The organism is Amycolatopsis coloradensis (assembly GCF_001953865.1).
Taxonomy (GTDB): domain Bacteria; phylum Actinomycetota; class Actinomycetes; order Mycobacteriales; family Pseudonocardiaceae; genus Amycolatopsis; species Amycolatopsis coloradensis.
Genome location: NZ_MQUQ01000004.1, coordinates 143,526 through 166,518, shown reverse-complemented (window position 1 = coordinate 166,518; position 22,993 = coordinate 143,526). Strand labels below are relative to the sequence as shown.

General features: G+C 68.0%; 17 protein-coding genes. 9 read left to right on the top strand and 8 right to left on the bottom strand.

Annotated elements, in window-relative coordinates; all coding sequences use genetic code 11:
• Nucleotides 1–9 precede the first annotated feature (9 nt).
• On the top strand, nucleotides 10–3,144 hold the full coding sequence (locus tag BS329_RS07815; protein ID WP_244197062.1) for a TIM-barrel domain-containing protein: 3,135 nt from the start codon (nucleotides 10–12) through the stop codon (nucleotides 3,142–3,144).
• A 283-nt stretch (nucleotides 3,145–3,427) separates the two neighbouring features.
• On the opposite strand, the gene BS329_RS07810 is transcribed toward BS329_RS07815, so the two are convergent.
• Entirely contained in the window at nucleotides 3,428–3,967 is a 540-nt protein-coding gene (locus BS329_RS07810) for a hypothetical protein (RefSeq protein ID WP_076157309.1), read from the bottom strand.
• An 80-nt stretch (nucleotides 3,968–4,047) separates the two neighbouring features.
• On the opposite strand from BS329_RS07810, the gene BS329_RS07805 reads away from it, so the two are divergent.
• Complete coding sequence (locus BS329_RS07805) at nucleotides 4,048–4,584, top strand: hypothetical protein (RefSeq protein WP_076157307.1); 537 nt, start codon at nucleotides 4,048–4,050, stop codon at nucleotides 4,582–4,584.
• Nucleotides 4,585–4,625: 41 nt separating this feature from the next.
• On the opposite strand, the gene BS329_RS07800 is transcribed toward BS329_RS07805, so the two are convergent.
• The 5 genes from BS329_RS07800 to BS329_RS07780 form a co-directional block, all read right to left on the bottom strand.
• Complete coding sequence (locus BS329_RS07800; protein WP_076157304.1) at nucleotides 4,626–5,339, bottom strand: ABC transporter ATP-binding protein; 714 nt, start codon at nucleotides 5,337–5,339, stop codon at nucleotides 4,626–4,628.
• Nucleotides 5,329–6,102 (bottom strand): ABC transporter ATP-binding protein, encoded by a 774-nt coding sequence (locus BS329_RS07795; protein ID WP_076157301.1) that lies wholly within the window; start codon nucleotides 6,100–6,102, stop codon nucleotides 5,329–5,331. Before BS329_RS07795 ends, BS329_RS07800 begins: the two co-directional genes overlap by 11 nt.
• Entirely contained in the window at nucleotides 6,099–7,229 is a 1,131-nt protein-coding gene (locus BS329_RS07790; RefSeq protein ID WP_076157298.1) for a branched-chain amino acid ABC transporter permease, read from the bottom strand. Before BS329_RS07790 ends, BS329_RS07795 begins: the two co-directional genes overlap by 4 nt.
• Nucleotides 7,226–8,197: a branched-chain amino acid ABC transporter permease gene (locus BS329_RS07785; protein WP_076157295.1), complete on the bottom strand. Its 972-nt coding sequence runs from the start codon at nucleotides 8,195–8,197 to the stop codon at nucleotides 7,226–7,228. The genes BS329_RS07790 and BS329_RS07785 overlap by 4 nt, the downstream gene beginning before the upstream one ends.
• Before the next feature lie 116 nt (nucleotides 8,198–8,313).
• Nucleotides 8,314–9,468 carry a branched-chain amino acid ABC transporter substrate-binding protein gene (locus tag BS329_RS07780; protein WP_076157292.1) on the bottom strand — a complete coding sequence of 385 codons (1,155 nt, stop codon included), beginning with the start codon at nucleotides 9,466–9,468 and terminating at the stop codon, nucleotides 8,314–8,316.
• Nucleotides 9,469–9,942: 474 nt separating this feature from the next.
• Here BS329_RS07780 and BS329_RS07775 point away from each other — a divergent pair, with 474 nt between their 5' ends.
• Nucleotides 9,943–10,758 carry a serine aminopeptidase domain-containing protein gene (locus BS329_RS07775; protein WP_076157289.1) on the top strand — a complete coding sequence of 272 codons (816 nt, stop codon included), beginning with the start codon at nucleotides 9,943–9,945 and terminating at the stop codon, nucleotides 10,756–10,758.
• Here BS329_RS07775 and BS329_RS07770 read toward each other — a convergent pair.
• The gene (locus BS329_RS07770) at nucleotides 10,724–11,692 is read right to left on the bottom strand and encodes a LysR family transcriptional regulator (protein ID WP_076157286.1); all 969 of its coding nucleotides are present in this window, start codon (nucleotides 11,690–11,692) and stop codon (nucleotides 10,724–10,726) included. The two genes, BS329_RS07775 and BS329_RS07770, sit on opposite strands and share 35 nt — an antisense overlap.
• A gap of 232 nt (nucleotides 11,693–11,924) precedes the next feature.
• A complete protein-coding gene (locus BS329_RS07765; RefSeq protein WP_084749464.1) occupies nucleotides 11,925–12,353 on the bottom strand; it encodes a PaaI family thioesterase in 429 nt (142 codons plus the stop codon).
• Between the two features lie 172 nt (nucleotides 12,354–12,525).
• On the opposite strand from BS329_RS07765, the gene polA reads away from it, so the two are divergent.
• From polA to BS329_RS07735, 6 genes are all read left to right on the top strand, one after another.
• Nucleotides 12,526–15,270 carry a DNA polymerase I gene (gene polA / locus BS329_RS07760; protein WP_076157280.1) on the top strand — a complete coding sequence of 915 codons (2,745 nt, stop codon included), beginning with the start codon at nucleotides 12,526–12,528 and terminating at the stop codon, nucleotides 15,268–15,270.
• Nucleotides 15,271–15,334: 64 nt separating this feature from the next.
• Nucleotides 15,335–16,939: a S1 family peptidase gene (locus BS329_RS07755; protein ID WP_076157277.1), complete on the top strand. Its 1,605-nt coding sequence runs from the start codon at nucleotides 15,335–15,337 to the stop codon at nucleotides 16,937–16,939.
• Entirely contained in the window at nucleotides 16,936–19,179 is a 2,244-nt protein-coding gene (locus BS329_RS07750; RefSeq protein WP_076157274.1) for a serine/threonine-protein kinase, read from the top strand. Before BS329_RS07755 ends, BS329_RS07750 begins: the two co-directional genes overlap by 4 nt.
• A 10-nt stretch (nucleotides 19,180–19,189) precedes the next feature.
• Nucleotides 19,190–20,614, top strand: a complete 1,425-nt coding sequence (locus BS329_RS07745) for a VWA domain-containing protein (RefSeq protein ID WP_076157271.1) — start codon at nucleotides 19,190–19,192, stop codon at nucleotides 20,612–20,614.
• A complete protein-coding gene (locus tag BS329_RS07740; protein WP_076157269.1) occupies nucleotides 20,611–21,699 on the top strand; it encodes a hypothetical protein in 1,089 nt (362 codons plus the stop codon). Before BS329_RS07745 ends, BS329_RS07740 begins: the two co-directional genes overlap by 4 nt.
• Entirely contained in the window at nucleotides 21,696–22,985 is a 1,290-nt protein-coding gene (locus tag BS329_RS07735) for an ABC transporter substrate-binding protein (RefSeq protein ID WP_076157266.1), read from the top strand. The genes BS329_RS07740 and BS329_RS07735 overlap by 4 nt, the downstream gene beginning before the upstream one ends.
• Nucleotides 22,986–22,993: the final 8 nt, after the last annotated feature.

Below are 22,993 nucleotides of genomic sequence, written 5' to 3'. Positions count from 1 at the left end.
GTGTCTCAAATGAGCAGAGTTGCGCAATCCCTGCGTTGTTTGGTCGCAGTGGCCCTTCTCGGGCTTTCCCCGGTCGCCGCGCACGCCGATCCGGCCGCGGCGCCGTCCGGCAAGCTGGGGGAGCTGACCGGAATCTCCAGCGAAGGCCCGACGGTCACGCTGAATTCGGGAAACGCCGCGGTGCGTGTCAGCTTCCCGGCCGAAGGAGCCGTCCGTGTCTGGCTGGCACCGGACGGCACGTTCAGCGATCCCGCCGGGAGCAAGATCGTGCTGCCGCGCGAGGGCTCCCCGGTCACGCCGAAGAAGGCCGACAAAGGCGACTACTGGGCGGTTTCCACGGCCAAAGCGACGCTGCGGGCGTACAAGCATCCAATGCGGCTCGCGTTGTACGACGGCGCGGACCGCAAGCGGCTCTGGGAGGAGTCGGCGCCGCTGTCCTGGACCGACAAACAGACCACGCAGACCTTGGCGCGGACGGCGACCGAGCAGTTCGTCGGGGGAGGCGAACAGAACGGCCGGTTCAGCCACCGTGACCAGACGATCCGGATCTTCGCCGACTACAACTGGAACGACGGCGGGGCACCGAATTCGCAGCCGTTCTACGCCTCCACGGCGGGATACGGCGTGCTGCGCAACACCTTCGCGCAAGGCACGTACGCCTTCGCCGAGCCGGTGCGCACCACGCACGACGAGCGCCGCTTCGACGCGACCTACGTGGTCGGCGACGGGCTCAAGGACGTCATCACCGGCTACACCGATCTGGTCGGAAAGCCCTTCCTGCCACCGCTCTACGGGCTCGAGACCGGCGACGCCGACTGTTACCTGCACAACGCCAACCGCGGCGAACGGCATACGCTCGACGCGGTGAAGGTCGCGGAAGGCTACACCGAGCACGGGATGCCCAACGGCTGGATGCTGGTCAACGACGGTTACGGCTGTGGGTACGAGAACCTCCGGCAGACGGGCGAAGGTCTGCGCAAGAACGGCATGCAACTCGGGCTGTGGACCGAGAACGGCGTACCGAACCAGGCCGAAGAGGTCAAGGCGGGCGTGCGGGTCCGCAAACTCGACGTCGCGTGGGTCGGCCCCGGCTACCAGTTCGCGCTGGACGCCTGCGACACCGCGCACAAGGGCATCGAGGACAACAGCGACGCCCGCGGATTCGTCTGGACGCCGGTCAGCTGGGCGGGCGCGCAGCGCTGCGGCGTACTGTGGAGCGGCGACCAGGCCGGTTCCTACGACTACATCAAGTGGCAGATCCCGACGTACGCCGGCGCCACGACGTCGGGTATCGCGTACAACACCGGTGACATCGACGGCATCTTCGGCGGCAGCCCGCAGACCTACGTCCGCGACCTGCAATGGAAGTCGTTCCTGCCGGTCTCGATGACGATGGACGGGTGGGCGGCTTCGGACAAGCAGCCGTGGCGGTACGGCGAACCGTTCACCTCGATCAACCGCAAGTACCTGCTGCTCAAGGAGCGGCTGATGCCCTACACCTACAGCCATTCGGTGGAGGCGCACCAGACCGGCGTCGGGCAGGTCCGCCCGCTGGCACTCGAGTATCCCGACGATCCGAACGTCTGGAGCGAGAAGGCGAAGTACGAGTTCCTGTCCGGCAGGGACTTCCTCGTCGCGCCGGTCTACGAGAACTCCACCGTCCGCGATGGCATCTACCTGCCCAAGGGCACCTGGGTCGACTACTGGAGCGGCAAGACCTACACCGGACCGACCACTGTGGACGGTTACGACGCGCCGCTCGACACGTTGCCGCTGTTCGTCCGCGCCGGAGCCGTGGTGCCGATGTGGGCCGAGGGCACGAAGTCGTGGCAGACCCGGGACAAGGGCGTGCTCGACCTCGACGTCTACCCGCGGGGAAAGGGTTCGTTCACGCTCACCGAGGACGACGGCGTGACCCGGGCATACAAGAACGGCGACCAGGCGAAGCAGACCTTCACCGTGGACGCGCCGAAGTCCGGCTTGGGCACGGTGACCGTCGGGATCGGTGCCAGTAGCGGCTCCTACGCCGGGAAGCCCGCCTCGCGGAACTACCAGCTGACCGTCCACACGGGAAGCAAACCCGCGACCGTCCTCGCCGGGACGTCGATCCTGCGGCAGTACGGCAGCAAGGCCGAACTGGACGCGGCGCCGTCGGGCTGGTGGTTCGATCCGGCCACCGGCGGGGTCGCGCGGGTCAAGACCGGCAAGATCGGTGCCGGTGACCGGCGGGACGTCCGGCTGTTCGGCACGAGCGCGGTCGGCGGGATCTTCCCCGAGGATCGCGACGGATCGGTCACCCTGTCCGTCCCGGCGGTCGCCGGTCCCGGTCAGACCGCGACGGGCACCCTCAGCTTCACCAACGGCACGCCGCTGCCGGTCCGGGATGTGACGTTCTCCTTGCCCGCCAACGGCTTCCGGGTCGAGATGCCCGGTGGCCCCCGGTTGGTGATGCCCGGCAGGACCGTGCGGGTCCCGGTGAAGGTGACGCCGGACGCGGGGATCAAGCCGGACGATTACCAGCTCACGGCGACAGCCTCGTACCAGGCGCGGCTGGGGGAGAACCGGGTGACCGACTCGGCGACGGTCACCGTCCCGCATGGTTCGCTCGCCGCGGCCTACGGCAACGTCGGCGTCACCGACGCGGCTCACGTCGCGATGGGGGACCTCGACGGCGGTGGCAGCAGCTTCCGTGCCGAAGGTCTCGCCGGAGCCGGGCTCAAACCCGGTGCGGGCTTCACCGCCCTCGGCGCTCAGCTGACCTGGCCGAGCACCGGTGCGGGTGAGAAGGACAACGTCCTCGCGTCAGGGCAGACGGTCGCGGTGCGGGGTACCGGGGCCAAACTCGTGCTGGCGGGAACCGGCACGGGAACGGCCAAGGGAACGGTCGTCGTCCGCTACGCCGACGGCAGCACGAGTCAGGCGGAACTCGGTTTCCCCAACTGGTGTTGCGCCGATCCCGCCCAGTACGGCGCGACGACGGTGGCGACCGTGATGGGCAAGAACACCCGCGCCGGGGCGGCTTATCCGACCACGCCGTATCGCGTGTTCGCGAACTCCGTGCCGGTGACCGCGGGAAAGGAGGTCGTCGCGGTGACGCTGCCTTCGAACACCGCGATGCACGTCTTCGCGGCCGGAATCGGCTAGGTCTTCGTGAGCGGTAAGGATGGTTCCGGTGGACTCGTACCTGCCTGCTCACTGGTCGCGGCCAGGGCTTGAGCGGGGAAGATTCGGGACGTCGAACGTCCTGAATCTTCCCCGCTCGACTGCGCCGACGCCCGGATCCGGTCGCGCAGTGAGTCCGCTCTGGCGCCGCTCGGCCTGCGCCACGACATCTCGTCGCGCTGACCGTGCGCGCCGGTGCACCGGCGGCGGCACATTGTCGAACTCACCGACGTCGGGGCCAAGCGACTCGCCACCGATGTCAGGGCTAACGGTAGGCCGGTTGCTCCCGCGTGGGGTCGGCGAGCACGACGTCCAACCCGGCAGCTCCGACGAGCCGGTCCAGAACGTCGGCGGCGGCACCGATACCCGCCCAATGCGGATCGACGTCCTTGGCAACGCACCAGGCGTGATCGGCGGGCCAGGCGAAGGCGGGCCCCTGTGCTCCCCGGAAACCTGCCTCTTCGAGCCCGCCACGGAACAGGAAGTAGTTCCGTTCGGGGACAACGACCTTGGGGCTGCCGAACATGTCGCCGTAGCCATCCCAGACACAGAAATAACAGTCTTCCGGAGTCCGGGTGGCGTGCGCCAGGTTCTCGAACAGCTGCCGGAACTGTTCGTCTTCCGGTGATTCCGGCGCCGTGACGTCGTTCTCGCTCTGGCCGTCGAACGCCGGATCCGGGAGGAAGCGCAGCCGCGCGTACCCGTCGAAGCCCGCCGGGCCGAAGGCCACCAGCCGCTGCCACGGCAGGTCGCTCGACGCGATCCAAGCGGCAGGGGAGAGGTCGGAACACGGAATCGGGGCCATACCCCGTTATACCGAGGTGGACGAACCCGATCAAGCGAGGAGAATGTTCACATTCGCCGGAACGTGGGGGAGATCGTCCGATGAGAAGAAGCCTGACGTTGGTGGCCCTGTCCGTCCTCCTGCTGACCGGCTGCTCCGGCGGCCAGCCCCAGCAGGCCCCCGCCAAGCCCGTCTACGACCTGCCCGCGCGCGAGGTCCGGCCGGACGAGACCGCGTTGCACCTGCCGGCGGCGGTCAACGGGGAGACCGAGTTCTCCCTCATCGGACTGGCCACCGGACTGCCCAGCCTCACCGGCAGCCACGCCGAATTCGAGGCGAAGGGACACTTCGTCCGGCTCCGGCTGGTGGTGACCGGGAAAGGCGTGTCCGGAATCCTCTTCGACACCCGACGCCAGCAGCTCGTCACCGAGTCCGGTGCCGTGATCGGGGTTGACAACCAGGCCATGACGATCAAACGGCAGCCCGACAAGTTCGAACTCGGGCGCGGCGTGCGCGTCGAGTTCGACCTCTACTTCGACCTCCCCAAGGAGGCGAAACCCTTGGTACTGCGGGCTTTCGGCGGTCCGACACTGACCGACATGAAGAACCTCACCGGTACCGACATCAAGCTGACATGAGAAGGGGCCCCGCCGAGACGGCGGGGCCCCTTTCGAAGGCGTCAGACGCCGAGGTCGCCACCGAGGTAGGCGGCCCGCACCTGCGGGTCGTCCAGCAGCTCGGCACCGCGGGCGCTCTTGACCACTTGACCGGTCTCCAGCACGTACGCGCGGTCGGAGAGCTTCAACGCCTGCTGCGCGTTCTGCTCCACCAGCAGGACCGTGGTCCCGCGCTTGTTGATCTCGCGGATGATGTCGAAGATCTGCGCGATCAGCATCGGCGCCAGACCCATGGACGGCTCGTCGAGCAGCAGCACCTTGGGTTTGGTCATCAGCGCGCGGCCGATGGCGATCATCTGCTGTTCGCCACCGGACATCGTGCCGCCGAACTGGGTCTTGCGTTCGTTCAACCGCGGGAACAGCTCGTAGACCTCGTCGAGGTCGGCCTTCAGATCGTCCTTACGGGTGTAGGCACCCATGAGGAGGTTCTCCTGCACCGTCATCCCGGGGAACACACCCCGGCCTTCCGGTGACTGGCCGATCCCGAGTTCGACCCGCTTGTGACCGGGGGTCTTCGAGATGTCCTTGCCGTCGAAGAGGATTCGGCCGCTGGTTAGCGGACGCAGGCCCGAGATGGTCTTCAGCGTGGTGGTCTTGCCCGCGCCGTTGGCCCCGATGAGCGAAACGATCTCGCCCTCGCTGACCTCGATGCTCATTCCCTTGAGCGCGGCGATCTTCCCGTAGTGGACGTTGATGTCCTGAACCTCAAGAAGCATCTTCCGCCACCCCCAGGTAAGCCTCGATCACCTTTTGGTTGTTCTGCACCTCTTGGGGAAGCCCTTCTGCGATCTTCTGGCCGAAGTCGAGCACGGCGAGCCGGTCGCTGATGTGCATGACCAGGCTCATGTCGTGCTCGATGAGCAGCACGGTCCGGCCGTCGTCACGGATCTTGCGGATCAGCTGCTGCAGCGAGTTCTTCTCCGCCGGGTTCATCCCGGCGGCGGGTTCGTCGAGCAGCAGCAGCTTCGGATCGGTCGCGAGCGCACGCGCGATCTCCAGACGGCGCTGGTCGCCGTAGGAGAGGTTCTTCGCGGTGTTGTGCTCCACGCGCCCAATGCCGACGAAGTCGAGCAGTTCCCGGGCGAGCTCGCGGCCCCGCTTCTCCTCCTTGCGGTGCACGGGCAGGCCCAGCGTCGCCGAAATCGCACCGGTCTTGTGGTGCGAGTCGGCACCGACCATCACGTTTTCGAGCGCCGACATGTTGTGGAACAGCCGGATGTTCTGGAACGTGCGGGCGATCCCGGTCTGGTTGATCTTGAACCGCTTCATCCCGTCGACCCGGGTGCCGTTGAAGCGCACCTGGCCCTCGGTCGGCTGATAGACACCGGTGATCACGTTGAACACGGTGGTCTTGCCCGCGCCGTTCGGCCCGATCAGGGCGAAGATCTCACCCTGGTTGATGGTGAGGTTGACTTCCTTCAAGGCCGTGACACCGCCGAAGCGCATCGTCACGTTGTCGAATTCGAGCAACGCGCTCATTTCGTCACCTCCGCCGAAGCCTCGGAATCCGGACCCGCGACTTCGGCGCCCATGGCACCCATCCCGCCCGTTCCTTCGTGTAGTTCCGCCTTGCGCTGCCGCGACGGCAGCAGACCCTCCGGCCGCAGCGCCATCATCAGCACGAGCACGAAACCGAAGATCAGGATCCGGTACTCGGACAGGAACCGGAACCGCTCCGGAAGCCAGGCGACCAGGAAGGCGCCGAGCATGACGCCGGGCAGGTTGCCCGCACCACCGAGCACCACGGCCGCGAGGATGGTCGCGGACAGGATGAACGGGAAGTTGTTCGGCTCGATGAAGACGGCCTTGCTGGCGTAGACCACACCGGCCATACCGCCGAGCATGGCGCCGATGGCGAACGCCAGCAGCTTGAACTTGAACGTCGGGACGCCCATCAGCTCGGCGGCGTCCTCGTCCTCACGGATGGCCGCCCACGCCCGGCCGACGCGGCTCTTGTGCAGCCGCACCGAGAAGACGATCGCGACCACGATCGCCGCCAGGATGAGGTAGTAGTACGGCGCCGGGTCGAGCAGGAACTCGGTCCCGAACATGGGCTCCGGGTGCGGGATGTTGGTGATACCGCGGGAGCCGCCGATGGCGTCGGTGTTCGTCGCGGTGATCCGGACGATCTCACCGAAGCCGAGAGTCACGATGGCCAGATAGTCACCGCGCAGCCGGAGCGTCGGAGCGCCGAGGATCACCCCCGACATCGCCGCCAGGAAGATGCCGAGCACAAGCGTGCCCCAGAATCCCCAGCCGTGCTGGGTGCCCATCACGGCGAGCGTGTAGGCGCCGATCGCGAAGAACGCGACGAAACCGAGGTCGAGCATGCCCGCGTGACCGACGACGATGTTCAGCCCGATCGCCAGCAGGATGTAGACCCCGACCGGGAAGATCAGGACGGTCGTCCAGTCCGAGTCGGGCGACATGAAGGAGCCGATCGCCGGCGCGGGCAGGATCAGCGCGCCGATGATCAGGGCGAGGTAAACGCCATAACGCTGCCAATGCGGAGCGCGAGCCCACCAGTCCCGCATACCGTCGACGGGGTGAAACCCGGCGCGCGCGGGCTTTCCGTTTTCTGTAGACACTTCTTCGTCGCCCTTCATGCGCGTGCCCGCTGCAGCGATTCACCGAGGATGCCGGTGGGTCGGAACATCAGGACCAGCACCAAAACCACGAAGGCGGTGACGTCCTTCCAAGCTGAACCGAAGAAGATGGAACTCCAGTTCTCCACCAGGCCGAGCACGATGCCACCGAGCAGAGCGCCGCGCAGGTTGCCGATACCCCCTAGCACGGCCGCGGTGAACGCCTTGATGCCGAGGAGGAAACCGATGCGATAATCGGTGTTCTCGTACTCCATGATGTACAGCGCCGCGGCGACACCGGCCATCGCGCCACCGAGCAGGAAGGTGAGACGCACGATCTTGTCGATGCTGACACCCATCAGCACGGCGGCTTCGGGATCCTGTGCGGTGGCACGGATACCGCGGCCGATGCGGGTGCGGCTGACGAGCTGGTCGAGGACGACCATCATGATCACGGCACCGACGATGACGAAGACGTGGTCCGTGCGCACGACGCCGTTGCCGATGTGGAACAGCGGGTCGTGCGGGATGAACCGCGGCGCGTTCTGTTGCACACGGCCGGACTTGTCCGTGATCCATTCGATGATCTCGAGGCCGAACAGTTCCTGAAGGAACAGCGAGGCGCCGATGGCGGAGATCAGGGCGGCCAGGCGGGTCGCGCCCTTCTTGCGGAGTGGCCGGTACGCCACTTGCTCCAGCAACACCGCCGCGCCACCGGACACGGCGGCCGAGGCGATGATGATCAGCAGCAGCACGGCGATCATCCCGAACAAGCCGAGCGTGATCGGGGCGGTGCCGCCCGCGATGGTGATCAGGACGAACAGGGACGTGACCGTCCCGATCATGAAGATTTCGGAATGCGCGAAGTTGATGAGCCGGAGCACGCCGTAGACCATTGTGTAGCCGAGGGCGATGAGGGCGTAGATGCTTCCGGCGACCAGTCCGCCGATGGTGCTACCGAGGAACTGGGCTTGCAGATCTTGAAGCATGACGTGGATGCCTTACCTGACGGGGCGGAGGATTTCTTTCGCCACATTTGCGCCGAAGCGGGGGTGCTGTGCACACACAGCGCCCCCGCTTCCGTTAGGTGTTCCTACCTGCTCCGTCAGCCGTTGAGCTTGGCTTCGGTCGAGGCGCCGAGGTTCTTGATGACGCCACCGGTGACCTGGTAGACGTAGATCGCGTTCGTCGACGGCTCGCCGTTCTCCTTGAACTTGATCTGCTTCGAGACACCCTTGAAGTCGATCGTCTTGAGGAACTCGTTGATCTTCTCCGAGGTGGTGTTGCCCGCCTTGACCGCGTTGATGATGGCGGTCGCGGCGTCGTAGCCCTCGGTCGAGTAGATCGCGGGGTCGATGTTGTACGCGGCCTTGTACTTGGTGACGAACTCGTCGCCCGTGCCGGCGTCCTTGATGTTGCAAGGGCAGCCGATGACGGCCTTCTCGGCGGCGGCGGCACCCGCGCCGCTGACCAGCTGGGCGTCGAGCGAACCGTCGCCGGTGGCGAAGGTGGCGGTCACCCCGCCGTCACGAAGCTGCTTGAGCAGACGGCTGCCCTGGGCGTAGTACCCGCCGAAGGTGATGACGTCCGGGTTCGCGGCCTTGACCTTCTGTACGGTCGAGGAGTAGTCCGACGCGTCCTTCGCGAACTTGTCGCGGTCGGTCGGGATGTTCTTCTCCTTGAAGGTCTTCTCGAAGGCGTCCGCCAGGCCGACGCTGTATTCCTGGTCGTCCGAGATGATGTAGGCCTTCTTCGGCGACTTCGCCGTGATCAGGAAGTTGGTGATGGCCGGGCCCTGGTCGTTGTCGTTCGCGACGACGCGGTGCCAGTACTTCCAGCCGTTGGCCGCCAGGCCCGGGCCCGTCGCCGAGGGCGAGACGCTCGGGATCTTGTTCTGCTCCAGCTGCCCGCCGATGGCCTTCGACTCACCGGAGAAGGCCGGGCCGATCAGCGCGGTGATCTTGTCCTGGCCGACGGCGGTCGCGATCAGCGACGTCGCCTGCTCGGGCTTGCCCTGGCTGTCGTACTCCTTCATTTCCAGCTTGGTAGCCGGATTCGTCTTGTTGTACTCGTCGAAAGCGAGCTTGGCGCCGTTGCGGGGCGGGATCACGATCCCGGAGCCCTCACCGGTGAGGTCGCCCATGAACCCGATCTTCAGCGTGCTGCTGTCACCGCCACCGGACGGGCTGCTGCCGCCAGCGCAGCCTGCCAGCGCAAGCGACGCAGCCGCCGCGACGGCGAATACCCGTCCAAAACGCACTCCTGACACCGACTACCTCCCATGACCAACCAGCCGCCGGTAGGCGTTGCCCCCGACACAGGGGCTAGGTTAGGGCAGGAAGATATCCCCCTACGCCATGATCTGCACAGGCGCCCATCACTCTGTGTCCACATCGTGACGGTCGAAACCAGAACTAATTGCACGAAAAGGCGAATGTTGCCGATTGACGGGTCTTCGCTGGTCACGCTGAGGATTCACCGTTACCACGTCGATCCTGCTCGTGGGTGAGGATCGGGTTTCAGCCGCGTATCTTGCGCTTTTTCGCCACCTTCGTGGGCGCCCGTTCGTCGTAGCAATGCTGCCCCAAAGGGCGTCAAGCGTGCCCACTCTTCTCTTCCGCCTTGACAACCGATGGTTGTCGTCGGAGCTCGAACGGCTGTTGGCTCACCGCCCCGGCCTCGCGGTTGGCTGTTCCCAGAGCGGGCAACACCGAGAGACCTGGGAGAACCGACAATGAGTGTCGAACTGAACGAAGCGATCGAGGGCGTGGCGGCGGGAGTCCCGTTCGTGGCACTGCCGCCGTCGGACACGAAACGCCCGGCGCCGCTGGTGCTCACCTGGCATCTGCTGGGCGCGCCGTTCGGTGAGGCGGCCATGGCGGCGGCGCTGCCGATGCGGGAACTGCACGCGTGGCGGGTGCACCTCGGGTTGCCGCTGACCGGGAAACGGTTTCCCGAAGGCGGTTTCGAGGGCTTCTTCCGGCTCGCGAGCGAGGACAACGTGCTCAACGTCGTCGAACCGCTCACCAAGCAGGTCGAGGCGGAGTTCCCGGCGGCGGTGGCGGAGCTGCGCGCACGGTTGTCCATTGAGGACGGTCCGATCGGGCTGGTCGGCGGCTCGCAGGGCGGCGGGGTCGCGTTGCAGATGCTGACCCACATCGAGATCCCGGTGGTCGCGGCCGCGCTGGTGAACCCGGTGACCCAGCTGGCGCCGGTGATCGCCGCGAACGAGCGGGTCTACGACGTCACCTACCCCTGGTCGGACCGGTCCCGCGCGGTCGCGAACGAGTACGACTACGTGCGGCGGGCTGGAGAACTGACCGCGCCGGTGCTGCTCGTCATCGGCGGGGAGGACGACGTCTCCATCACCGAACCGGCCGCCGCGCTGCACAAGGAACTGGGGGCGGAGCGGTCCGAACTCGTGACGATTCCCGGGATGGCGCACGAGTTCGCCGAGGCGCCGGGTCTCGAACCCGCTCCGCAGACGGAACACGCGAAGCTGGTCGATGCCGAGCTCACGCGCTGGTTCGCCCGGCACTTAGCTGTTTGAGGTCGTCGTCCGGAAGCCAGGACCGCTCGGGATCGTAGGAGCACCAACCTTCTTCGTGGCTGGTCCGGCCCGCGAGCGCCAGCAGGCGCCGCAGGGCCGGGCCTTCGCCGCGCCGCCACACCACCGACCACGGGAACAGCGGCGACGGCTCGAAGGGCAGGACTCGCAGGTTGAGATCGGCGGCGAGGTCCATGTCGGCGCCGGCGAGGGTGACCCGTTGTTTTCCGTAGCGGGTCTGTTCCAGAGTGTGCCGGAGGTCGTAGCTCACGCCGGAATCGTCGATCGGGACGTCGAATTCTTTGCATAGGTGTTGCAAATAAGAAAGCCATTCGACCGGGCCGCCCAATTGCGGGATCCAGATACCTTCGTCCCTGAGATCGGACAGCGCGAGCACGTCGTTGCCCGCCAGTGGGTGTTCTGGCGCGAGCAGCGCGACCAGTGGTTCGAGCCGGACGAGCCGGTGTTCGAGTTCGGCGGGCACTTCGCGGCCCAGATCCGCGACGCGGCCGAACGCGAGGTCGATCTCGCCGCGGACCAGCGGGTCGAGGGCGTTGGCCAGCCCGCGTCCGGCGACGCGTTCGACGGCGAGGGCGGGATCGCGCTGGGCGATGCGCCGCAGCATGTACATGGGGGAGAGGCGCGGGTCGATGACGTCGAGGCGGGGCGGGCGGTCATGCGGGCCCATCGCGGCGACGGCGGCGCCCGCGGCGCGGATCAGCTCGCGCGCGTGCGGAAGGAAGCGGTCACCGTCGGTGGTCAGCTCGACGAGGCGGTTGGTGCGACGGAAGAGCTGGACCGACAGGGCGTCCTCGAGCTTCCGGATCCGCTTCGACAGTGCTTGTTGTGTCAGGAACAAGGACTCTGCCGCACGACCGAAATGGCCGTGGTCGGCGGTCGCGACGAACGCCCGCACCTGAGCCGTGTCGAGATCCACGGGGCACCGTCCTTCCTGCCCGGACGAGACGAACGGGACTCTCAGTGCAGAGTTTGCCCTGAAAGTCCCGTTCGGTTCACGCGGAGCCCCACTCCGTATCCGCGCCCTCCTGCCTGAAGTACGTGAAGGCCCCCTTCCCGTACCTAGGCGCAAGGATGGGGTCCTTCATGTACTCAGGCACCGCGCCAACCGCACCACAGGTCACAGCAGCTTCGCGGACATCCGGACCGGATCAGGCGCCCGGCGGCCGTTCCCGCACCACGCAGGTCAGCCGCGCCGTGCAGGACCGGCGTCCCTGGTCGTCGGTCAGCACGATCTCCGCGGTGACGGTCCCGCGTCCGACGTGCACCGGGGTCGCGACACCGGTCACTCGTCCGGAGCGGACCGCCCGGTGGTGGGTGCACGAGAGTTCGAGCCCCATCGTCGCCTTGTCGGTGCCGGCGTTGAGCGCGCAGACCATCGAGCCGAGCGCTTCGGCGACGACGGCGTTCGCTCCGCCGTGGAGGAGGCCGTAAGGCTGGAGATTGCCCTCCACCGGGATGCTGCCCACGACGCGTTCGGGACTGAATTCGCTGATCTCGAGCCCGAGCTTGTCGTTGAGCTGCTGGCCGGCGAAGGCCGGGTCGATCCCCGCGAAGGATTCGAGGGTTTGTTCGGTCACGCAGCGCTCCTTAAACATCGTGAACCCACTCGCATCGCCGGGGCGCACATCATCGAGTTTTTCTCATGTTTCTGCCGGCAGGCGCCCCGTCGCCCTGGTCCGCGGCTCTGCCGACAGCCCGCAACCGACACGACAGGCAGGACTGTCGGACCCTCACCCTAGACTCGCTCCCGTGAGCCCGAGTGAGAACACGACCGTTGCCAACGCCACACCTGCCACCGCACAGGCCGAGCGGCCCAAACTGCTGCTGATCGACGGCCATTCGATGGCGTATCGCGCGTTCTTCGCGCTGCCCGCGGAGAACTTCAAGACGAAGACCGGGCAGACGACGAACGCGGTGTTCGGGTTCACCTCGATGCTCATCAACCTGCTGCGCGACGAAGCGCCGACCCACCTCGCGGTGGCCTTCGACCTCTCCCGCAAGACGTTCCGCTCGGAGACGTTCGCGGAGTACAAGGCCAACCGCAGTGCCACGCCGGACGAGTTCAAGGGCCAGGTCGGGCTGGTCGAAGACGTGCTGAAGGTCCTCGGCATCCCGGCGCTGACCAAAGAGAACTACGAAGCCGACGACATCATCGCCACGCTCACGACACAGGCGATAGCCGAAGGTTTCGACGTCCTCATCTGTACGGGTGACCGTGACGCGCTCCAGCTGGTGAACGACCAGGTCACCGTGCTGTACCCGAAGCGCGGCGTGTCCGAGATGACCCGGTTCACCCCGGAGGCGGTCGAGGAGAAGTACGGCCTCACCCCGGCGCAGTACCCGGACTTCGCCGCGCTGCGTGGCGACCCCTCGGACAACCTGCCCAGCATCCCGGGTGTCGGCGAGAAGACGGCCGCGAAGTGGATCAGGCAGTTCGGGTCCTTCAACGAGCTGATCGACCGGGTCGACGAGGTCAAGGGCAAGGTCGGCGACGCGCTGCGCGAGCACCTCGGCGCGGTGATGCTGAATCGCCAGCTCACCGAGCTGATCCGGGACGTCGAGCTGGAAGTCGGCCCGACAGGTCTCGAGCTGCGCCCCTGGGACCGCGAGGCCGTGCACGCGCTGTTCGACGAGCTGGAGTTCCGCGTCCTGCGTGACCGTCTCTTCGCGACCCTGCAGAGCGCCGAGCCGGAGGCCGAAGAAGGCTTCGAGGTCAAGGGCGCGAAGCTCGCCCCGGGCGCGCTCCCGGCGTGGCTGTCGGCGCACACCGATCGGGACAAGCCGGTCGGCCTGGCGTTCCGCACCACCGGTGCCTCGGTCCGCTCCGACCTGAGGGCCATCTCCTTCGCGGCGGCGGACGGCGAAGGCGCGTATGTCGACGTCATCGCGATGGACGCCGAGGACGACAAGGCACTCACCGCCTGGCTGGCGGACGAGAAGATCCAGAAGATCGGTCACGAACTCAAGGTCGCGCTGCACGCCGTCCGCGCGCGCGGCTGGACGTTCGCCGGTCTCGTGATGGACACCGCGCTCGCGGCGTATCTGGTCCGGCCCGGCCAGCGCACCTTCGAACTCGACGACCTCGCCCTGCGGTATCTGCACCGCGAGCTGCGTTCCGAGGCCGACACCGGTGACGGCCAGCTGTCGCTGCTCGACGGTGGCGGCGCCGAGGACATGGAGCAGAAGGAGATCCAGGCCGAGCTGGTCAAGGCCCGCGCGGTCGCCGAACTGGCGGGCGCGCTGACCAAGGAGCTGGAGGAACTCGGCGGCGCGCAGCTGCTCGTCGAGCTGGAACTGCCGCTGTTGCAGGTGATCACCGGTCTCGAAGCGGCGGGTATCGCGGTCGACATCGAGCATCTGACGGATCTGGAGTCGCATTACCTCAACCGGGTCACCCAGGCCGCCGACGAGGCGTACGCGGTCATCGGCAAGCAGGTCAACCTCGGTTCGCCGAAGCAGCTGCAGGTGATCCTGTTCGACGAACTCGGCATGCCGAAGACCAAGCGCACCAAGACCGGCTACACCACCGACGCCGAGGCGTTGCAGAGCCTGTTCGAGAAGACCGAGCACCCGTTCCTCCAACATCTGCTGGAGCACCGGGACGCGACCCGGCTGCGTACCACGGTCGAGGGCCTGATCAAGTCGATCGCCGACGACGGCCGCATCCACACCACGCTGTTGCAGACGATCGCCGCCACCGGACGGCTCTCCTCGGTCGACCCGAACCTCCAGAACATCCCGATCCGCACCGAGGAAGGCCGTCGCATCCGCGACGCTTTCGTCGTCGGGGACGGCTATACCGAGCTGATGACGGCGGACTACAGCCAGATCGAAATGCGGATCATGGCGCACCTCTCGCAGGACGAGGGGCTCATCCAGGCCTTCAACAGCGGCGAGGATCTGCACACGTTCGTGGCATCGCGCGCGTTCTCGCTGCCGCCGGAGGAGATCACGCCGGAACTGCGGTTCCGGGTCAAGGCGATGTCGTACGGCCTGGCGTACGGGCTTTCGGCGTACGGGCTTTCGCAGCAGCTGCGGATCTCGACCGAAGACGCCAAGGAACAGATGGAGGCGTACTTCTCCCGTTTCGGCGGCGTGCGCGATTATCTCCATTCGGTCGTGGGTGACGCGGCGAAGGTCGGTTACACCGAAACGATCTTCGGCCGCCGCCGTTATCTGCCGGACCTCAACAGCGACAATCGCCAGCGTCGCGAAATGGCCGAGCGGATGGCGCTCAACGCTCCCATTCAGGGCAGTGCGGCCGACATCATCAAGGTCGCCATGCTCAATGTGCACCGTGCGCTGACCGAGGCGAAACTGAAGAGCCGCGTGCTGCTGCAGGTCCACGACGAACTCGTCCTCGAAGTCGCCGATGGTGAGCGCGAGCAGCTGGAAGCGTTGGTGCGCCAGGGAATGGGCTCGGCCTACGAATTGGCGGTGCCGCTGGAGGTCTCCGTCGGATACGGGCGGTCCTGGAACGACGCGGCGCATTAGGCCTCGTGAGTGGTAATGACGGATTGAACCGTCATCGCCGCTCACGATCGGTAGGGTCTTCCGGGTGACTTCCGAGCGCGGACGCTGGCGGGTGCGGCTGCGCGATCACCGTGGGCGGATCCTGGGCGCCGGGACGATGCTCGACGGTGAACACCTCCTCACCTGCGCTCACGTGATCGAAGGCCACGACGACGTCACGGTGGATTTCGTGGCGCTTCCCGGTGTGGAGCCCGGAATCGCCACGATCGTCATGCAGGCGGCGCCCATCGGCGACGACGGCGGGGACGTCGCGCTGCTCCGGTTGCGTGATCCCGAGGAACAGATCATCGGCGCCCCGCTCCATCGGGTGGCTCTCGAAGACAACCAACGCGTACGCGCGTACGGATTCCCGCGGGGTTCGGACGGCATGTGGTCGCTGGCGACGGTCGTCGGCGACGGCGGGCACGGTCTCGAACGCGTCCAGCTGCACCGGACCCCCGACGCCGAGCCGATCACCCACGGGTTCAGCGGTTCCGCGGTGATCGCCGACAAGACCGGGCACGTCGTCGGCATGGTCGCGACGCGGTACGCGACCGAGGCCGCCCGCGTCTCCTGGATGATTCCGGTCGAGACCATGCTCGGTTACCTGCCGGAACTGCGCCGCTGGGCCGAGGGCAGTCCGGCGATCGACCCCAGTTTCGTCCAGTACCCGGAACCGCCGGCGATCGACGTGCTGTTCGCTCGCGAATTCGCCAGCTGGCTCGGCGGGCACGGCCGGTCGGACGTCTGGGTGATCATCATGGGCGCGGACGATTCCGCCGTCGCGGGCTCGTTGCGCCGCGCGATCGTCCTCGCCGACCGCGAACACGGTGCGGGGCGGAGCGCGTCCGGGCCGACGGTGCCGCCGATGGGCAGTGTCGTCCTCGCCGTCGACGCGGTCGGCAAATCCGCCGGCGAGGTCCGCCGCCGCATCTCCGAACGCCTCGACGTCGCCGCGGACTCGCCCGCCGGACGGCACGGAAGCGGCCGGACCGTCGTCGTCTACGGCGTCGACGAGTCGGCCGAGCCCGGCAAGCTCGTCGGCGAAGTGCTGGTGCCGCTGGCCCAGCGTGCGCACGAACTCGGACTGCGGCTCGCGTTGGCCTTTCGCGAGGAGACCTCTCCGGGGGTGAGCGTGGTCCGGTCGAGCACCGACGTCCTGCCGTCCGACGAGGACGACATCGAGGGCCGTCTCGCGTTGCTGGAGACCCAGCTGGCCGAACTCGCCGGCCTGGAGAAGGACAATCTGAGCGACGCGCCCCGCTTCACCGACGCTCCGGAAGCCCAGGCCAGGGTGCGGCGGCTCAAGGGGGCGCTGACGCAACTGCGGTCGGCGGTGCGGGACGGCGAACCCGAATGGGTGAAAAGGCACCTGCCCGCCTGCGAACGGACCGTGGCCAGGGCCGCGGAACGTGCCCGTGACCTCCGCCGTCTTCTCGACGAGAACGTCACCCGGCGTGCGGAACTCCGTGCCCGGCTCGACGCGTACGGCGAGATGGCCCGTAACAGCGGACTCGTCGAGGACGTCGAACTCGATGCCGCCTACGCTCCCGCCTGGCGGGTCCTCTTCGAAGGACCGTGCGACCTCGTGGCCGCGTCGACCGCCGTCGAGCGGTACGCGGACATCGTACGGAAACGGATCGACGGATGACGGCTTGCGAACGGGGCGGCTGCCCGGGTGCACTCGGCAAGACCGGTTTCTGCAAGATCTGCGGACTGCCGCCTGGACCACCGGAAGAGCCCGCGCGGCGGGAAAAGCCGACCCTGGTGATCCCCGGCCCTGGTGACGCGCCGACCAGGATCACCAGCACGGTGGTCACCCGCTCCCAGCAGATGGCGGGTCACGCGACCGCGGACGACCGGGTCCCGCTGCCGATCGTCGAACTCCCCGACGTCGCCGGCCGCCTGCTGACCGAACCGCACGTCCCGGAGGAGGAACGGTTCTGCGGCAAGCACGGCTGCACCGGCACCCCGGTCGGCCGCTCGATCGGCGGCGGGACCGCGCCCGCCGAGGGATTCTGCCCGGTCTGCCGGACGCCGTTCTCCTTTTCACCCAAGCTCGCGGCGGGCGACGTGGTCGACGGCCGCTATCAGGTCCTCGGCTGTGTCGCCCGCGGTGGACTCGGTTTTGTCTACCTGGCAACGGATTCCGGGCTCGGCGGGATGCACGTCGCGCTCAAGGGCCTGATCAACACGAACAACACCGCCGCCGTGCGGATCGCGGAGACCGAGAGCCAGGTGCTCACCGCGCTGGAACATCCGAACATCGTCCGGATCCTCAACGTGGTCGGCCACGAGGGCTTCCGCTACATCGTCATGGAGTTCGTCGACGGCCTTTCCTTGCGGGAGATCAAGAACCGCGGCCGGGCCGGGCTGGATTCCAGTGAGGGACGGCTGCTGGTCGAGCACGTCGTCGCGTACGGCAGGGAGATCCTGACCGCGCTCGACTACCTGCACGGCGAGGGCCTGCTGTACTGCGACATGAAGCCGGACAACGTGATCCACGGCGAGAAGCGGATCAAGCTCATCGATTTCGGCGCCATCCGGAAGATCTCCGACGACGAAAGCCCCGCCGTCGGCACCGAGCACTACCAGGTGACCCCGCGGGAACGGGCGAAACACGGGCTCACCGTCCGGTCCGACATCCACACCGTCGGCGTGACGTTGCGGGAACTCTTCCAGGCCAGTGACGGCTGGTCGGTCACCCGCGACGCGCGCGGCGTCCGGTTCGGCATCGAATCGTTCATCCGCGTCCTCGACCGCGCGACCGCTCCGTTCGAGCAGCGGTTCGCGACCGCGCGCGAGATGCTCGTCCAGCTCGACGGCGTGCTCGGCGAGATCCTTTCCCTGCGGGACAGGCAATCCCGGCCCGCCGGGTCGACGCTGTTCACCGAAGGGGCGGTCCTGCTCGACGCGGGACTCGGGCAGGCGCCGCCGCTGGAGCACTGGACGAGGGGGACCCCCGTCTCCCTCGGCGACCGGCCCGCCGCCGCGGAGATCGCCGTCGGCCTGCCGCTGCCGCGTGAGGATCCGGAAGACTCCCAGGCGAACTTCCTCCGCGCCGTCCGCGCACCCGACGCCGCGCGGCTGCTGAAGAAGCTCGACAAGGTGCCCGGTTCGGTCGAGGTCGAGTTCCGCCGGTGCCGGGCGCGGCTGGAACTCGGGGCGACCATCGAAGGAGCGTTGGCGGTGGCGGAGGCCGAACGCCTGCTCGGCGAGCGCGCCGTCCACGACTGGCGAGTGGCGTGGCACCGGGGTCTGCTCGCGCTCGGCGCGGGCGACTTCGCCGCGGCCAAGGAGAAATTCGCCGCCGTGTACCGCGACATCCCCGGTGAGGAGCCGCCGAAACTCGCCTTGGGTCTCTGCGAGGAGCACCTCAACGGCGCGGCCGCCGCCGAGCGGTACTACGACGCCCTGTGGGCGCGGGACCGGTCCCAGGTCAGCGCGGCGTTCGGGCTCGCGCGGGTCCGGCTGCTGCGGGGCAACCGTGCCGCCGCCGTCGAGATCCTCGACCAGGTCCCGGAATTCTCGCGTTACGACGAGGCCGCGCGGATCGCCGGGGTGCGGGTGCTGTCCGCGCCGATGCCGGGGACCGGCGACCTTCCGGCGTCGGCCGAACTCGACGACGCCGTCGTCCGGCTGTCCGCTTTGGACCTCGACGGCGACGCCCTCGACAGGCTGGTGACGGCCGTCCGCGAGACCGCGCTGGCGGCGGTGCTCACCGGGCAGGACGGGATCACCGACGGCGAGATCCTGCGATCCACCGAGACGGGTGCCCGCACGGTGTTGGACAAGTCGTACCGGCGGCTCGCCCATCACGCGCCGGCGCCCGAGCCGCACGACGTCCTGATCGATCTCGCCAATTCGGTGAGACCGGTGACGCTGGTGTGAAAGGGAGACGATGAGCGGGGAGCCGAGTCTTGGCCTCGAAGTGCACCAGAACAAGTTCCTGGCCGAGGGGGACCGGGCGATGACCGCGATCGTCCGGGTCGTGTCACGTGGCGGCGAAGCGACCGTCTCCAGGGCGGCCGCCGAGGTCCTGATGATCGACTCCTCCAGCTCGATGCGCTTCCCCAGCACCAAGATCGGCGAGGCCCGGCGGGCAGCCGCGGCCGCCATCGACGTCCTCCCCGACGGCGTTCGCTTCGCCGTCATCCAGGGGACCGACCGGGCCACGATGCTCTACCCGGCCACCGACGGCCTGGTGACCGCTTCCGAACAGACCCGGGCGGAGGCGCGCGCCGTGGTCGAGCACCTCGCGGCGGTCGGCGGCACCGCGATGGGGGCCTGGCTCGCGAAGGCGCGCGATCTCTTCGAAGACGTCCCCGACGCCGTCCGGCACGCGATCCTCCTCACCGACGGCCGCAACGATTCGCAAACCAGGGCCGACCTGATGCGCGTGCTGAACAGCTGTGAGGGCCGGTTCGTCTGTGACGCCAGGGGGATCGGCGACGGCTGGGAGCCCGCCGAACTCACCCAGATCGGCCGGGTACTGCGGGGGAACGTCGACTCCGTCGTCGAGGACGACAAGCTCGCCGAGGACTTCCGTCAGCTCGTCGAGAACGCGATGACGAAGGTGCTGCCCGAGGTCCGGCTGCGCGTCGGCACCATGCCGTTCAGCAGGCTGCGGTCGGTCAAGCAGGTGTTCCCGGACGAGTACGACCTCACCGACCGGTGCCAGGAGATCGCCGTCCGCGAGGTGGAGTTGTCGCTCGGTTCGTTCGCGAGCGACGAGACGCGGGACTACCAGCTGATCCTGGACCTCGATCCCGATCTCGAACCCAGCCACGGGCAGGACCGGCAGCTGGCGTGGACGGAACTCGTGCCCGTTCCCGGAGCCGCGACGGAGGAGGACGCGCTGGCCATCGCGGGGCGGTGGACGCACGACCCGATCCCGCCGACGCTGATTCACCCGATGGTTTCGAAGTACGCCGCGCAGGCCGATCTCGGCGAGGCGCTGACCGGCGGCGGCGACGCCTACGCGGCCGGTGACCGGGACGGGGCCGAACGGGACTGGGGCCGGGCGGCCGCCTTGGCCACCGCCGCGGGTGACGAAGAGACACTCAGCCGCCTCGCGGGAGTCGTGGAGATCATCGACGCGGAGAAGGGCGTCGTGCGCCTGCGCGCGGACGCGACCCGCAGCCACGCGTTGCACGTCGTCATCCCCTCGAGGGTTTCGGAAATCGCTCCCCGGCAGGAAGCTCGGCCGCTGCCCGAACCCGATGGCGCGCCGCCGGCCGCCTGTTCAGGCTGTCCCGCGCTGTCACCCGCCGGGGCGAACTTCTGCGTCGGCTGCGGGAGACCGTTCGATGAGGCGGGCTCGTGACGGCGACCCGGGTGCGGCTGGTCCGGCTCCGCACCGCCCTGCTGGCGCTCACCCTCGCGGTCCTGGTGCTTTCGCTGTGGGCGTTCCACAGTGTCCAGAGCACGGCGGAGACCGTCCGCGACCGGACTTCGCAGGCGGTGCTCGAAGTGACCGCCGCGCGGGCCGCGCTGGTGGCCGCCGACGCCGCCGCGATCGCCAGTTTCGCCTCCGGCGAGGCGAAACTCGCCGGTCCGGGACAGGAATACTCGAATCAGCTGTCACTGGCGAGCCAGAGCCTCGCGCGTATCGCGGAGTTCAACCAGGCCGGCGAAGACGGCGGCAACGCCTTGCAGGTGGTGGAAAGCCAGATCGCGGCCTATTCGGGCTCCATCGGGCAGGCCGACGTGCACTTCCGCCAGCCGGACGCCCCGGTACTCGGCGCTGTCGACCTCTGGCACGCCTCACGGCTGCTGCACGCCCCCGGCGGTGTCCTGGAGGAGCTGGAATCGTTGCAGGGCGAGCAACGTGCGGCGCTGGACCGGCAGCTGTCGTCCACCGGGGTGAGCCTCGTGACGCTCCCGCTGTGGCTGCTGCCCGTCCTCGCCCTCCTCGTGCTGCTGGTCCTCACCCAGCTGTATCTGAAGAAACGCTTCCGCCGCGTGGCGAACGTCCCGCTGCTCGCGGCGACCGTGCTGGTCGCCGCCGTCGGGGCGGCCTTGGTGTTGACCCTGATCAGCCGCGATCGGCTGGACTCGGTCGGGGAGCGGCTCGACGGCGTCGCCGCCGTCCGGGGCGCGCAGATCCAGGCCGCCGACGACGCGGGCCAGCGACGGCTCGCCGGCCTGCTGACCGAGTACTGCGACGAGGAGCAGGGATGCGGTGTGACCGCCGACGAATTCCGGGCGAAGGCACGACAGACCACCACGGTGGCGACCGACGACACCCGGGTGGCCACGGCGGGAGCCAAGGCGGTGGCGGCCGACGCCGCCGGCGCGGCCGAATCCGGCGGACGGGAGTTCCTGATCCCGGCCGGCACGCTGCTCGCGGGCGGACTCATCCTGCTCGGCCTGCACGCCCGCGTCGAGGAATACCGGTACCGCCCGTGAAACGGTTGCTGGCCTCGGTGATGGCGCTGTCGCTGGTGGCGGGAGGCTGCTCGGCGTCGGCCGACGGCGAGACGGTGGTCGTGCTCGCGTCGTGGACCGGGGCGGAAGGAGACGCGTTCCGGCAGGTGCTGGACGCGTTCAAGGCCGATACCGGGATCGGTTACCTCTACCAGGGCACCCGTGCCGTCGACCAGGTGCTCGCCTCGGACGTCCAGCGCGGCACGCCACCGGACGTCGCCGTCCTGCCCAACGCCGGGGTGCTGGCGAAGTACCAGAAGTCGGGCGACCTGCTGCCGCTCGACGACGAAGTCTCGGCGGCCGTCACGCGGTCCTTCAGCCCGCAATGGGTCACCTTGCAGAAGATCGGCACCCAGAAGCTGTACGCGGTCGCGGTGAAGGCTGATCTCAAGAGCGTGATCTGGTACAACCCGGCCAGGCTGACGGGGATCCGGCCGACGACGTTCGACGGTCTCCGCACGTACTCCGCCGGGCTGACGGCCGCGGGCGGCACGCCGTGGTGTGTCGGGATGGGCGCCCCGCCCACCTCCGGCTGGCCGGGAACGGACTGGATCGAGGACATCCTGCTGCATTCGGCGGGGCCCGACAAGTACTGGCAATGGGCGTCCGGAAGCCTGGAGTGGACGTCGCCGGAGGTCAGACAGGCGTGGCTGGACTGGGGTTCCGTCCTCGAGCCCGCCGGGATCCGCGGCGGTACCGCGGCCGCGCTGCTGACCGACTTCGGCGACGCGGGCAAGCCGATGTTCGCCGATCCGCCGGGCTGCGTGCTCGAACACCAGCCGTCGTTCATCATGAGCCGGTATCAGAACCTCAAGCGGGCCGACGGTACGGCGCCGAGGCCTGGCACCGATTTCGACTTCCTCAACTTCCCGGGGCGGGACGTTTCCGAGGTCGGCGCGGACCTCGCGGGCATGTTCCGGGACACCCCTCAGGCGCGGAAGCTGATCCAGTACCTCGCCTCGGAAAAGGCGCAGCGGATCTGGCCGTCGATCCCGCGTGCGAGCGCGTTCTCCGCCAACCGGGGACTCGGTCTCGACGTCTACACCGACCCGGTGAGCAGGAAGGTCGCGGACACGATCACCTCGGCACAGGCCCTGTGTTTCGACGCCTCCGACCTGATGCCCGCGACGATGACCGGCGCGTTCCACCGTGCCGTCCTGGAGTACCTGTCCAACCGGGACCGGCTGGACATCCTGCTGAAGCAGCTCGACGACGTCCGGAAGAGCATCCAGCCCGGAGAGTGGCTGAAGATCCGATGTGGACAGTGAAGGAGCAC

Excerpts from the sequence above, each read along its gene's own strand:
- BS329_RS07800 (WP_076157304.1), bottom strand. The coding sequence starts at position 5,339 with ATGCTTCTTGAGGTTCAGGACATCAACGTCCACTACGGGAAGATCGCC.
- BS329_RS07810 (WP_076157309.1), bottom strand. The coding sequence starts at position 3,967 with ATGGCCCCGATTCCGTGTTCCGACCTCTCCCCTGCCGCTTGGATCGCG.
- BS329_RS07790 (WP_076157298.1), bottom strand. The coding sequence starts at position 7,229 with ATGAAGGGCGACGAAGAAGTGTCTACAGAAAACGGAAAGCCCGCGCGC.
- BS329_RS07805 (WP_076157307.1), top strand. The coding sequence starts at position 4,048 with ATGAGAAGAAGCCTGACGTTGGTGGCCCTGTCCGTCCTCCTGCTGACC.
- BS329_RS07815 (WP_244197062.1), top strand. The coding sequence starts at position 10 with ATGAGCAGAGTTGCGCAATCCCTGCGTTGTTTGGTCGCAGTGGCCCTT.
- BS329_RS07745 (WP_076157271.1), top strand. The coding sequence starts at position 19,190 with ATGAGCGGGGAGCCGAGTCTTGGCCTCGAAGTGCACCAGAACAAGTTC.
- BS329_RS07795 (WP_076157301.1), bottom strand. The coding sequence starts at position 6,102 with ATGAGCGCGTTGCTCGAATTCGACAACGTGACGATGCGCTTCGGCGGT.
- BS329_RS07750 (WP_076157274.1), top strand. The coding sequence starts at position 16,936 with ATGACGGCTTGCGAACGGGGCGGCTGCCCGGGTGCACTCGGCAAGACC.
- BS329_RS07785 (WP_076157295.1), bottom strand. The coding sequence starts at position 8,197 with ATGCTTCAAGATCTGCAAGCCCAGTTCCTCGGTAGCACCATCGGCGGA.
- BS329_RS07775 (WP_076157289.1), top strand. The coding sequence starts at position 9,943 with ATGAGTGTCGAACTGAACGAAGCGATCGAGGGCGTGGCGGCGGGAGTC.